Below are 13,112 nucleotides of genomic sequence, written 5' to 3' on the forward strand. Positions count from 1 at the left end.
CCCCGCCTTACTTGTCCCTGCATTACTTTGTTCTGTCCCTTTTGGTTCCGTTTCTGTTTGCTCAGTTTTTGTTGGTTCTGTGGTCCTTGGTTCTGTCGTACTTGGCTCCGTTGTACTTGGTTCTGTTGTACTTGGTTCTGTTGTACTTGGTTCTGTCGTACTTGGCTCCGTCGTACTTGGCTCCGTTGTACTTGGTTCTGTCGTACTTGGCTCTATAATACTTGGCTCGGTAGTACTTGATGTTTCTTTTTTCGTATTAGTAATAATGATGGTACCATCTTCATTGGTTACTGCACTTTCAAAGTCCTTTGGAACATTGACTTCTTTGACCGTATAAAAGAAATCCGCTCCTTGATTATTGAATTTTGGCAATACTACATTCTGATTTTCAACAGGTACTTCTGTGAGAATTCCTTGATACCCCTCGTTTTTATTCAGTGTTAACACATCGGAAGTCTGCCAACTTTCAGCAGCTACTGGCGTTGACCTTTCAACTTGGTATTCAATTTGCTCAGGAATTTCAGCAGCAGAAACATTTTGCCACTTCTTGATAATAGCCAATTCTACGACAGGAGCTTTAATGGAAGGAATAGGGAAATCTAAATACTCACTATCCTCTCCGGTAGTCAATGTCGTGCGTCCATTACACAAGACCCAAGTTTCGCCTTGAAACTTAGCCGATTCTGTATCTAATCGGACCTGATAAGTTAATGTAAGTTTTTCATTTTCACCTAATGCAATGTTGCTAACCGAGATGGTGTGATTGGCTTCTGTTACTTGAACAGATGCAACAATCTCAGAGGCTTCAATCCATTCTCCTAGATCATTTTTGCGCCATCCGACTAGCTGATAGCTATTGGCATCAAAACTACCGACCCCTTGCAAAAGGATTCCTTCCCCTATAGGATCTGTGATCGTACCATTTGGAATGGTTTTATCAATGTGGTTCGCAATTTCCTTCAATGCTGAACCAAGACCGCTAAGATTTTCGTCTGTCGTCAAATAATTAGCCGGTTCAGTTGCAAGATTACGAGCGATGTATTCGCCCCTTGCCGAAGGTGCCGTCGCCACTGAATAAATCGTAAAGTTTGATTCTTTGATGGCAACGATTGTCCCTAATGTTTCATCTGTCACCACTTTACTGCTGACGGGAACAGCGAAGCTGTCTCTAGAAGTTTTATTGGTTGTATGGTATTCAGGGTTGGCGGTTTGAAAATCTTTCGTATAACTGTCGGTATGATAGCCGTTATAATCATTGATCTCTCCTGTATTGGGATAAATAGTTGCATCTTCAGCAGGTAAATAGCTGCGATTGGCACTGTTATCGCCGATATGGATAAACAACTTTTCAGCTTCTGGACGGCTTTGCTCAAGCAACAGCCGTTGACCTTCAATCAATCCTTTTTGCATAAATGTTCCTGAATGTGATTCCGCAGTGTGTTCTAAAAAGTTTTGTAGATACTCGATATCTGTGGAGAACCCATTGGTGGAATATGTTATTCGATTATAGGCAACAATGCCAATACGAATAGCACCATTTGTCAGGGAATCCCCTAGTTCCGCACCAAATTGCTGCACCCCTTTTAAGGCATTGGTTAATTTTTCTCCCTTCATTGAAGAGGAGTAATCAATCACAAGGACGAGGTCCACGGGATTATTCAGTTGATTGCCTTTAATGTCTAACGTGACATCAAATAACCCTTGTTGTCCAGCTACCTCTTTGACACTTTTCTTTAGGTAGGCTTCATCTGCATAATTGACATAGTTCTCATCATCAAAATTGACCCCAGCCCCATTGCCATAATCGTAATTATAAGTGTTCCCTTGTTCAACACCATCCGTAATGTATTGTCCAGATTGGTTGGTTTGATAATCAAAATCATAGGTATCAGCATTTGCCTGTAGACCAATACAAGTGATTATTAATCCAATAGTTAGTAGTAAAAAAGCCAAACTCTTTCTTGATTTTATTTTGTTCGCTTGCATTTCTTGCATTCCTTTCGTATCCGCTCACTGGAAGGGCGGATCACCCTTCACTTGTGGAGGAAATTTGCCACTCCAAATTGTAGTTTGTTTCAACAACTAAAAGAGACAAAAAAATGCAAAATTCAAATACAAAAAAATATCCGTTTTTTGTGCTATCATAAAAGGAAATTCTTACCAAAGAACTTACTAGAACGGAGGCAAATCCATGGAACGGTTCCATACCTTTTTTGGGAGTGGTTTCAAAAAAGACATCGAGTTACTCCGGTTTTTATATTTGCAAAAGCGCTTTGTTCCTATAGAAGAAATCAGCCAAACATTAGGTCTTGATCGTCGTTCCGTTCAAAAGAGTTTTGACTCTTTGACCAAACAACTGACAAACATTCAAGAAAAGGAAACGGAAGTTTTGCTTGCTAAACATGGTTCCGGGTATAAATTTAACGGGACCAAAACAGACTATAAACGACTGACCAGTCAGCTTTTGGCATCAAATCCTTTTTTTCAGCTACTTAAAACCCTGTTGCTGCAAAATGAGCTCAATTTGATTCAGTTCGCTGCTACCAATTTCTTCTCTGAATCGACTGTTCGGAAAAGAATCTATGAATTAGAAAATGCATTGCACCCCCTTGGCTTTTCCTTGCAAAAGCAAAAAGGCATGGTCCGACTGATTGGCAATGAAGCCAGAATCAGATATTTCATGGTCGCCTTCTTTTGGCGGACATTCTCTGGGTTGCATTGGCCTTTCAAAGGACTCTCGCAAAAGAAATGCGAAACCATCGCTCAAGATTTCTATCGGGATAATCAGATTCCTTTCAACAAAATCGAATTGAAAATGACGACGTATATTCTAGCCGTCACTATTTTGCGCTTTCGTAAAGGTCAGTCGATCACAATCGATTCATTGGAAATGTCGCCTTTTCTCACCGGTGAAGACTTGCAGTTGTTTCACCAGCTGACGGATCAGAACACGTCCATCTTCAATCATTTGGCCGATGAATTATCCGAGCACTTCTTACTCCCAGAGAATGAACAGCGTTTTTGTTTTTTCTGGCTGCAGTCAAATCTCGACCGGACATTTGAGGTGTCTCAGCTAGAGACTTATTTTTCTTCGAGTGCTACGGAGAAGCCCACCACTGCGATTCAAAAAGTGATTGCTGCAATGACTGCACATTATGAAGAACGTTCATTATTACAGCCTAAGAAAAATCTGATTTTGAATACTATCTTAAATGGCGTACTAGCCATTGAACTTTTTGGAAAAACCACTTATTCTCTGGCAGGGTATGATACCGTCCAGTTTCTCTCAGAGCATTTTCCAGAACTGCAAATGCAGTCAGAAAAACTTCTAGAACAGACTAGCTTGTATCACGATAACCCACCCAGTCGCAAAGGCCTTGCACTATATGTCGCAACTGCGTGGACGCAAGTAATGCCCCCCGGTGCATTTCAGAAACGAATCCGAATCAAACTGGAAACCGATCTGCCTTTAGCCGTTTCATTGACGATTAAAGAACTAATCAAACTGCCGTTTCAAGGCTTTTACAATATTGATATCCGGGAAAACTTTGGACAAGAAGACTACGACCTTTGCTTGAGTACAACACCATTAACTGAAACCTATGAGAAAGGTCCTGTACTGTTGATCAATGCGCAAATCCCACTATCTGACTTACTAGCGATCAATCAAGCACTGGAAGAAATCACCCACCATAATCGTCAGCGACAATGAAAGATCCATCGTGCATCCAGCTTTTGCGAAAAAATAAGCGGGCTTCGTCCCTCTTAGCACTTCCCTTAGGTAACTTATGGTTTTCGCTTCCTTAAATAGAAAAAGAAGACTCCGTTTCAAAAAAACTTCCAGCTACAACATTTGTTGGTTCCAGTTGGGAATAGTTGGATGAAAACGATCTTCCCTTGATAGGGACAAATACTCATACTAGCAATCTGTCACTTTTCCAAACTGGATGACAGATTGCTTTTTTGCTGCCGTGAAGGCTAGTCTCGCTCCATGATCCCCAGTCAACGTTCACTTTTTTGAGTACCTTTCTCAAGCAGCTAAACTAGGCATCGCTGCACAGCTTCCAAAAAGAAAGGATCAGCTGTTGGGGAACATCTGTCTTTCTTCTTTGCACCTAGAAAAATGTACCTGCAAACTACCATCACTCTCATTAATACTTTACTGATTAATTTTTTAAAGTTATCGCCGATTCTATTAGTAAAGACTTATTGAGAAAAAGGATGGCACCGTATGAGGATCAGCAGTCAGAAAATTAAGCTCGTCGCAAAGAATAAAAAAACCATTCTCGGAATGATTGCGTTTTGTTTTCTTATGATAGCAACCGTCGTTCTTCATAAGGATGCATCCAATTTCGTTTCACTGGTGCAACCGATCTTTTCAGGTTACGACGGCAATGGCCAAGTCACCTATAACGAAAAAGAATTGAATAACCAGATCCAAGAATATTTGTTTAGAAAATCCGGTCTTTCAAAAAAGAAAGCGCAAGGATTGATCGCTGGAAATGCAGCTATCGTTGCCGATGTAAGAAAGAATGCCTCGGACCACCAAAAATTTCTTCAAGCGGTGGATGCCTTTCACAAAGTGAAGATTGGCTTTGACAAAGTTAGTAATTTAAAAAATGGTGAAAAATTGATTTTCAGAATTTATTCTAATGCTACCGATTTGACGATTCCCACGCAAGAAAAAGTTTTCACGGTGACCGATTTAAAGTCCGTCAAAAAAATTTCGATTGCCGACATTTTAGCTAAACATCCCGTTACTTTTACAGGGTTTAATGGCAGTGGAAAAATTCAATTTGATGAAACCGTCTTTGACGAGCCAGCCGATAATGGGACTTACTCAAACAACGATTCTATTCATTTGTCCCTTTGCCCCTCTTATCTTTCCGAATTGAAAAACAGGGGCTATGTCCTTAAAAACAGCTCATCAATAACCGTCAAGGTTGAGGGGTTAAAAGAATTTAGTCAACTCTCAAATCTCTCCGAGGTCATCGCCAAAATTGATGGTTTTTCCAAACTGGAATTTAAAGGCTACGATCTGCCTTGGAGACGTCTTCTCTATTCTAAATCGATCGTAAGCCATTATTATGTGCCACTGCGTAACGAGCAAGACCAAGAAACTTTTCTCGTGATGACGATTTATGAAGTCACTCGCACAGAATATGCGCCGGCAGATGATCAAAGTGCCACAACGGTATTTTATAAAGCACTTGGGTATCGATATATTCCTTGTGAAGACAACAAATTAGATTTGAGCCATCTCGATCATTTGAAATATTACGGTAGTGAACAGGACACTTTAGAGTTACTTCTTTCCGACTTGAAAAACAAATACACGGGTCTCAAAGAATTTAACTAAGTTCAGAAATTGATGACACCCAGCATTTTCAACTTTAGATCACTACTAAAGGAGAACAGACGCGTGAATAAAATTGATGATTATTTAAAAAAACAGATTCAACTTTCCACCAAGCAAGCAACTGAAAAAGATATTTTCTTGGGCCATGCCCCTGATGACGTTGTTCACTTCATCACAATCAAAGAAATCATTCGTTCCACCGATGTCATTTGTAAGAAGTTGAAAGAACAGATTTCGGAAGATAACTTAAAAATTATTATTAATGGGAATTTATATGATCGTGCACTGTTAAAGGTGCTGAAAGTTACCCTCGATTTAAAAGCTGATTACTCAATCATTGTTCGAGATGGCTTTAAAGAGTACAAAGGAAATCTTTTTCACAGTGAGCAAGTCGGCTTACTGATTATCAAACAAAAAAAATAGCATGCACAGGTTGCTTTGGATTCTTCCGCAGCGATGTCGGCAAAAGAGGAAAAATCAGCTGTGACACATGCCCTCCAACAAACCAAAAGGGGACCGACGATTTAAAGATACAATCGCCGGTCCCCTATTCTTACTTATGGTATCTCTCCACTGCTATCTTCAGACTACTCTCACCCTAAAATCGACCAAACCAGTTTCTCAACGGGTCAAACAGCAGATCAGTCACAACTATTTGCCAGAGTGCTGCTTTGTCGAAGTATAAAAACTAAAGAAGATGATCCCATACAATAAGGCGGTAAACCCAGTGACTGCCAAGGAATTGGTCATGAGTACCCCTGCAAACAATAACACGAGCGAAACGACCGCCAAAGTTAAATAGCATTTACGGAAAAGCTTCTTTTGTTTGATAGCTAATACTAGCGCTGCCAGACTAATCAGCAGCCAGATCAAAAGAACGGTATAAGAAAGGGAACCTGCTAAATAGCCGAACAATTTGTCACCTAAAAAATAGGAAAGCACAACGCCTAGGTATAATGTGCCGCTGCAAAACATGATGGCACGCTGCGGCACACTATTTTTATTTAAAGCAATAAATTTATGCTTGGCATTACCGTTGTTGCTTAGTCGGAAGTACAAAATTCGCGAAGACGCATAAATTCCTGAATTGATGGAAGAAAATAAAGCCAAAATAATCACTAAATTCACGATATCCGATGCGAAAGGCAAATGGATTTTTTGAAAGACCATCACGAATGGGCTCACGTTTGGATCCGCTAATTGATTCCACGGATAGATAATCAGTAAGAGAAACAACGGAATGATATAAAACGCCGTGATCCGTGTCATTACCCCTCTGATTGCTTTAGGGATCGCTTTTTTCGGATTCTCTGCTTCACTGATGGTGATGGCCACCAACTCTGAACCACCATAAGAATAAATAACGACTAGCAATGAGTTGATAAATCCTTGAATCCCATGTGGAGCAAAACCACCATGGTCAGTGATCTGGCTGATGGTGGGCAAAAAGCCGATATCAAACAGTTGTGTCGCGACGAGATAGATGCCGATAATGATCAACGCGATCACCACACTGATTTTTGCCCAAGAAAGCCAATACTCGGTTTCCGCAAACAAACGCACGGAGAAAAGATTAATGGCTGTCGTTAAAAGAGCCAGTATCAAAACAAAGACCCATGCCGGAATAGTGGGAAACCAAAGCTGCAAAAAACTGGCAGCTGCCACTGCTTCGGCAATGATGTTGATCATCCACATCGACCAGTAAAGCCAATCGATAAAATCCGCGGTATGTAACCCGAGATACGGTTGAACTAATCCCGAAAGACCGTGCTGTTTTTGGTCTTCTAAGACTAATTTCCCTAGCCCTGTCATCACCATAAATAAGATAAGGCCACAAAAAATGAAAGCCAGTAAGACGGAAGGTCCTGCTAAATCAATGGCTTCTCCGCTTCCTTTGAAGAGACCGGCGCCAATCGCTCCCCCAAGTGCCAACATGGTAATATGACGAGTTTTCATTTGTCTTTTTAATTGATTTTCTTCTTTCATATGATCCTCCTTGTTTCTCTGATAGGCATAAATGAAATCAATCAAATAAAACAATAAATTTTTAACTGGTTTCAAAAAAATAACAGAGTTAAACTCCTTGCCCAGATCATACACAGTTAAATAACCGATTGCAACTAAAAATTGAAAAAATAATCTATTTTTTCTGAAAATTCTATCATATTCTAATCTTTTTCAGTTCTTTCAAAGAATCCCACTAACATCCCTGCACCAATGAACAATATAAAAAGCTTTTCTACTCTTGTTGGAGTAAAAAAACTTTAGCTAATCAGTCGATAAATGGAAGTAAATCTAAGGGCTGCTTGATGAAAAAATCTGGGTCCACACTTAGCAAGGTTTCCTCATCATGGCTTCCCCAAGCAACCGCAACCGTTCCTACACCAGCTGCTTTTCCCATCTCGATATCAAAGGTAGCATCACCGATCATCAGCACTTCCTCTTTTTGCAAGGCGTGATTTGCCAAGATCACCGTGATTCCTTCCGGATGGGGCTTATAATGGGATACTTTATCCGATCCAATCGTTTCCACAAAATAATCTGCAATCCCTAATCCCTTCAAATTTCGATCCAATACATCGGTTTTCTTACTGGAAACAACGAAACAGTTGATACCTTTTTCTTTAAGGATCGCCAGTAGTTCAGGAATCCCCTCAAATACCTTCAGCGTCTTTTCTTCAAAAAGTTGATAGTCCCTTCGGAAAACTTTGAGGAGTTCCCTTAATTCCTCTTCGGATAATGGTTTGTTTGCCATCTCTAAGAAAGACCGTTCAATAGGAATCCCCATATAATAGGCAATCGTTGCTTCATCAGGAATCGTCAGTGCCATCTCACTAAATGCTTTCTGTGTTGCCAATATTCCACATTCTCTCGAGTCACCCAATGTCCCATCAAAATCAAAAATCAAGCCTTTAATTCTCATGCCATCCTCCCCTTGATCAAAATGTTTTATTCATCGTAGCCTATTCTTTGATGAAAGACAACGAAAAACACTAGCTAGAGTTTCTTTGTAGATTCTCTAACTAGTGTCTTTAGGATGAGCGATGGCTTTCAAAAACAACCATTCAAGGTGTCTGACGTTGATTCACTACTCTTTTAACCAGGATGGCCCACCCTATGAGGAGTGCCATTCCGAGATAAATAAGTGGTGCGCCGGTGGAACCTGTTTTGGGTAATTTGTCCAAATTTGAGGTATCCGCCACAATGGTCACTCGGCCATTGTCTGGCTTCGTTGGTTCTTTCGAATTTTCTGTCTGAGAGACATCCTCCCCGATACGACCTTGAACTTTCAACTGATGGGAGGTTTGTCTTTGAACATTGGTTATCGAATCTTGTGTTCTAGCTGCTGCACTCGGGATAAAAATCCCCAACAAACAAAGGAAAAGCAGCAGATAGAAAGATTGCAATAAGTGTTTCATAAGGTTGCTCCCTTCTGCAACAAGAGAACGAATCCAACAGCCATTAAATGACTGGTGCGAAACGCAAAACTAAATTAAAACTTGGATTTAGCTCTGTGGCGGCATTACTTGGGCTTGCATCTCCTGTGAATGAGAATGAGCCTACAGTAGTTGAACCTTGATTTCCTTGCAATGTAAATAGTTCTGTCTCTGAGACTGTAGGTGCTCCATTTTCAAACAATTCAATCCCATTTACTTCTAGCAAATCAATTTCACTCATGCCTGTTGGTGTATCTACACCGGATACATAAGTGGTCACACCTACCGCTGAATTATTGGTGATGGTGTAAGTTGGAGAAACAATTTCTTCATGATTGGAAGACGCTGTCGTGTAGAACAATGCCGTCGTTGGAATTGTCACGTTGATCCAATCATCGGTCAGTTCTGGATTGGGTCCAGGGGTTGTATTGTCAAATTCTCCAATAATCCCATTTACTGTAACATCTCCCGTTGTTTGCCCGGTTCGTCCATCCACAACTTGCTCCGCAAATGCCGGTATACTACTTGCTAAAATCCCCACAATTGTTGCTGTGCTTAATAACGCTGTTGCTTTTTTCATTTTATATTCCTCGCTTTTTGTTTGATTTTAATTCTTAACGATAATCGTTAATTCAGCTTCAGTGACCCCTTGCTTTTCTTTCGTTTCAGGATCGTAAATATTAATTGTTGCTTTTGCTTGGTATTCTCCCTTAGCTAATGGCGTGATCAAATTGACGTTTTCCACAAACTGATTGGGATGAATCGCGCCAGAAGAATAGATGATTTCTCCGTTCGATAAAGTGATATCGACTGCGATTGGATAAACATTTGTTCCTGGATTAACGATTTCAATAGATCCAGGACTGCTTCCGTCTTCAAAAATAGCTTCTGGATTGATCTGCAGTGTAAAGTAATTGGCATCCGCAATTTCTTGCGCGCGTTCAGATAATCGCTGATCATTGGCATCGCCAACTTCTGGCAATAGATCGGCACTGATGATCGGCACAGTCCCTTTTTGAAAATAGACATACAAACCGATGCCACTAGCGAGTAATACAAGCAGCAATAACAAAATCAGTTTCTTGTGTTTTGGTTTTTTCTTCGTTTTTTCTTGTTCCACAGTCCCTATCCCCCTTACCGAATAGTGTGCATCCTCTACTATTCTTTAGACAATTATCCAGGTACAAAGCGAAGAGTGAGACGATATTGTGGTTTAAGTGACTCTTGGTAATATCCTCCTTGTACCAGCTGGCTATCCGGAATCCATTGCGGGTAAGGCCCATAGAAAACTCCTGATAGAAGCATTGAGGTGCGAGCATCTTCAGGTAAGTGAATGAAGTGTTGTTCCTCCATATTACGAGTCAAATGGACCTCTGCATCTTCTGTTTTCAAACTGAGCCTTAACAACGGCACCGAAATACCTCCTAAATTCGACAAGCCTAAGTCTGGCGCCACATGGTCCAATGGATTTTCTTCTGGGGCTAATAACGTGATCCCAGCATCTTCTTCAACCACTAACTGATTTACATAAATATCGACAGGAATTGTTGAGTGATTGCGGATCTCATAGGCAGAGCTTTCGAAACTGCGATTGCTTTCTTCTTCATCATAAAGGGATTCAAACAGGATCTGTGTAGGAATCGTAACTTTTAAATGGCCTAATTTAGCTGTTACATCAATACTTATCAAAAATTGATACGCTTTGTTTCCCACTTCCAATAGCGCATAGTAGGTTCCATCTTCGGCAATCTCGCGAGTCACATCTGTTTCGATTAGACGGATATCATTAGACAAATCAGCTCCGGTCAGTAAGTCCCTTGCTACTCCACGACTTTCTCGTAGAATCAGTTGTTCTACTTCCTCGTCCGAGGCTAGAGCATTGATGGCTAAGCGATCCAATGTGATATTGTTGCCTCGATAATCAATCCCTTTGATCACTCTCCGGCTTTCTAGGACATCTCCTGTTGTGTTAAATGAAGGTTTTGAAAGAAAAAGTGTTACGCTTGTATCCGTTGCTAGTCGTTCGTTCTCGGCTAATTTAATCTGGAAATAACGGATTTTTTCTTCTGTATCTTGATAATCTCCCCATTCAATGCGAGAAGAGTCTTTCTCAATCGTCACTGTATTTCCAGCTGTATTTTGATAAGTGATTTTAAGACTATCCACAGCTTCCGTCATATACCCGGTGATTGATTCAGACTGATCGCTAACAGGAGCCAACTGCGCCACCAACTGCTCTTTTTGTTCTACCAACTCCCAAATATAGGTACCGGGGTGGCTGCCGTCATAATTAGCCATAAAATCAGCAGAATTTTGGTAAGCAATCACTTCTTCATCCTCTGAAATGGTTTGAAGTTTCCAACGACCAGTATAATTTTGTGTGATCGGAATATTCGGAAGTGCCGCAGTTGAATTGAATAGAGAGTTAGGCCCCAAATCAATTTTGTTGATACGATATGACTCAAAGAACATTTGATTCACGCTTGTGACATTAGACGTATCAAAACTACTTAAATTTAAATAGGTAAGTCTACTATTAACTGCAAACATTCGATACATGGTTCTTACATTAGAGGTATCAAAATTAGTTAAATCTAAGCTATCAATCTGTGTATTTGAAAACATCCATGACATATCTGTGACATTTGACGTTTGCCAATTACTTACATCTATGCGATTTATTTGTGTAAAGTAAAATAGAAATCCCATATTTCTCACATTTGACGTGTTCCAGTTGCTTACATCTATATTTTTGAGCCTACTAGCAGAGTGAAACATTGAGCTCATACTTGTGACAGAACTGGTATTCCAATTACTTACATCAATTTCTTCAATATTTGAACATCTAGCAAACATGGATGACATAGTGGTAACGTTTGATGTATCAAACTTATTAGTTTCAATTTCAACCACTCGCCTTAAATCAGAAAATAAGTTGTCGGCTGAGGATTGAAGAGTAACAGTATCGCTTAAAAGTATTCTTTCTACATCTGTATGTATTTTCCAGGGTGCATCCGCAACTGATCCAGCTTCTCCTCCCTCCAAGATCATTGTTTTCGTTTCCTCGTCATATTCCCAGGGAACAGTTCCCCACCGTGTTTTTTCTCTTTCTTCCCAAACGTAGGTTCCAGGATAACTGCCGTCATAATTACTGATAAATTCATAGGAAGTATTATAAGCAATCAAATCGGTTTCCCAATTGATGCTTTCTCGAAGAATCCATCTGCCAGTGAAACGTTCCGTTATTGGGACATCAGGCAGATTTACAACACTCCACAAATCACCAGGCTTGTAAAAAATCGACTTTTCCCCTAGTGTAAGTTCTTTTAAATTAGTCGCTCCATCAAACATTCCACGGAAATTAGTAACTGCGCTTGTATCAAATCCACTGACGTTTAATGCTTCTATTCCACTATGATGAACGAAACTTCTCATGTCTGTGACTAATCTCGTATCCCAAGTACTTAAATCCAAACTTTTTAAACTGCTGGTCGTACTAAACATGGACATCATATTTGTCACCTGAGAGGTATCAAAATTGTGTTCATTTTGGATAGCTCGTAGATTGGAGAGACTTGAAAATAAACTACTAGAATCTGTCGGCAAGCGCACTCTTCCACCAACAACAATCTGTTCAAGCGTTGCTAGGTAACCTCTCCAGGGTGCATTAAAGGCTGTCCCACCTTCTCCAGCGTAAAGCGTCATTGTGTTTGTTTCCTCGTCATATACCCAAGGCACCGTCCCCCAACTTCCTTGAGCATTACTTCGTTGGTCTACCAGAGGTGGACTTTCTTCTTGTTCCGCACTCTCTTGTCTATCATTTTCGGTGAATAATTTATCTTGAGCATCTTCTTTTATCCACGATTCCTCTGACGTGGAATTACTGATATCCAAATGATCGTCTTCCAATGAATCTTCAATAACAGATTCGTTGCTATCAGGAAAACTTGATTCCTCGCTAACTGGTAACTCTTGCTCTAAGTCTGCTTTTTGTGCCAAGGTTTCAGAGAGCGCGATCACTGGCTGGAACATATGAACCATTAAAATAAACAATACGAACCATGATTTTTCTTTCATTCGCTACCTCCTTTCACGAAATAACCTTAGATAAACTTCGCATCGTTTTTTTTAAGACAACAAAAATCATGAAATTCAAAAAAAAATCGAAATTCAAATTTCTTGAGATTAATCATAACATCTCAAAAAAAATAAGACTTGCCAATATTTTCTCCAGCCAGTGAAAATATTGAAGTCACGTTCCCCTTTCCTCGCAACAGCGATTATACTTATCCAATCTTTACATAACAAAATAATTC

At 40.2% G+C, this 13,112-nt stretch carries 10 protein-coding genes; 3 read left to right on the top strand and 7 right to left on the bottom strand.

The genetic code is table 11. The annotated features are described in order from the left end of the window. On the bottom strand, positions 1 to 1,986 hold a 1,986-nt coding region (locus Q0A12_RS07770; protein WP_291292093.1), incomplete at its 3' end, for a VWA domain-containing protein. 205 nt (positions 1,987 to 2,191) lie between these two features. Here Q0A12_RS07770 and Q0A12_RS07775 point away from each other — a divergent pair. From Q0A12_RS07775 to Q0A12_RS07785, 3 genes are all read left to right on the top strand, one after another. Continuing rightward, on the top strand, positions 2,192 to 3,712 hold the full coding sequence (locus Q0A12_RS07775; RefSeq protein ID WP_291292084.1) for a helix-turn-helix domain-containing protein: 1,521 nt from the start codon (positions 2,192 to 2,194) through the stop codon (positions 3,710 to 3,712). A gap of 519 nt (positions 3,713 to 4,231) precedes the next feature. After that, positions 4,232 to 5,359: a hypothetical protein gene (locus Q0A12_RS07780; RefSeq protein WP_291292085.1), complete on the top strand. Its 1,128-nt coding sequence runs from the start codon at positions 4,232 to 4,234 to the stop codon at positions 5,357 to 5,359. 63 nt (positions 5,360 to 5,422) lie between these two features. Beyond that, the gene (locus tag Q0A12_RS07785; RefSeq protein WP_291292086.1) at positions 5,423 to 5,782 is read left to right on the top strand and encodes a hypothetical protein; all 360 of its coding nucleotides are present in this window, start codon (positions 5,423 to 5,425) and stop codon (positions 5,780 to 5,782) included. Positions 5,783 to 6,010: 228 nt separating this feature from the next. Here Q0A12_RS07785 and Q0A12_RS07790 read toward each other — a convergent pair whose 3' ends face one another. The 6 genes from Q0A12_RS07790 to Q0A12_RS07815 all read right to left on the bottom strand — a co-directional run bounded on the left by Q0A12_RS07790 (position 6,011) and on the right by Q0A12_RS07815 (position 12,873). Further along, a complete protein-coding gene (locus Q0A12_RS07790) occupies positions 6,011 to 7,345 on the bottom strand; it encodes an amino acid permease (protein ID WP_291292087.1) in 1,335 nt (444 codons plus the stop codon). A gap of 286 nt (positions 7,346 to 7,631) precedes the next feature. Next, a complete protein-coding gene (locus tag Q0A12_RS07795; protein WP_291292088.1) occupies positions 7,632 to 8,282 on the bottom strand; it encodes an HAD family hydrolase in 651 nt (216 codons plus the stop codon). 142 nt (positions 8,283 to 8,424) lie between these two features. Beyond that, positions 8,425 to 8,778 (bottom strand): LPXTG cell wall anchor domain-containing protein, encoded by a 354-nt coding sequence (locus Q0A12_RS07800; RefSeq protein WP_291292089.1) that lies wholly within the window; start codon positions 8,776 to 8,778, stop codon positions 8,425 to 8,427. A 43-nt stretch (positions 8,779 to 8,821) separates the two neighbouring features. After that, the gene (locus Q0A12_RS07805) at positions 8,822 to 9,376 is read right to left on the bottom strand and encodes a hypothetical protein (protein ID WP_291292090.1); all 555 of its coding nucleotides are present in this window, start codon (positions 9,374 to 9,376) and stop codon (positions 8,822 to 8,824) included. Positions 9,377 to 9,403: 27 nt separating this feature from the next. Continuing rightward, positions 9,404 to 9,916, bottom strand: a complete 513-nt coding sequence (locus Q0A12_RS07810; RefSeq protein WP_291292091.1) for a hypothetical protein — start codon at positions 9,914 to 9,916, stop codon at positions 9,404 to 9,406. 53 nt (positions 9,917 to 9,969) lie between these two features. Beyond that, entirely contained in the window at positions 9,970 to 12,873 is a 2,904-nt protein-coding gene (locus Q0A12_RS07815) for a BspA family leucine-rich repeat surface protein (RefSeq protein ID WP_291292092.1), read from the bottom strand. Between the last annotated feature and the right edge of the window lie 239 nt (positions 12,874 to 13,112).

Origin of the sequence: Enterococcus sp. (genome assembly GCF_022711995.1) — a bacterium.
In the GTDB taxonomy this organism is placed as follows: domain Bacteria; phylum Bacillota; class Bacilli; order Lactobacillales; family Enterococcaceae; genus Enterococcus_D.

Coding starts and splice junctions, on each gene's coding strand:
- Q0A12_RS07775 (WP_291292084.1), top strand. CDS start 2,192: ATGGAACGGTTCCATACCTTTTTTGGGAGTGGTTTCAAAAAAGACATC.
- Q0A12_RS07780 (WP_291292085.1), top strand. CDS start 4,232: ATGAGGATCAGCAGTCAGAAAATTAAGCTCGTCGCAAAGAATAAAAAA.
- Q0A12_RS07790 (WP_291292087.1), bottom strand. CDS start 7,345: ATGAAAGAAGAAAATCAATTAAAAAGACAAATGAAAACTCGTCATATT.
- Q0A12_RS07795 (WP_291292088.1), bottom strand. CDS start 8,282: ATGAGAATTAAAGGCTTGATTTTTGATTTTGATGGGACATTGGGTGAC.
- Q0A12_RS07800 (WP_291292089.1), bottom strand. CDS start 8,778: ATGAAACACTTATTGCAATCTTTCTATCTGCTGCTTTTCCTTTGTTTG.
- Q0A12_RS07805 (WP_291292090.1), bottom strand. CDS start 9,376: ATGAAAAAAGCAACAGCGTTATTAAGCACAGCAACAATTGTGGGGATT.
- Q0A12_RS07815 (WP_291292092.1), bottom strand. CDS start 12,873: ATGAAAGAAAAATCATGGTTCGTATTGTTTATTTTAATGGTTCATATG.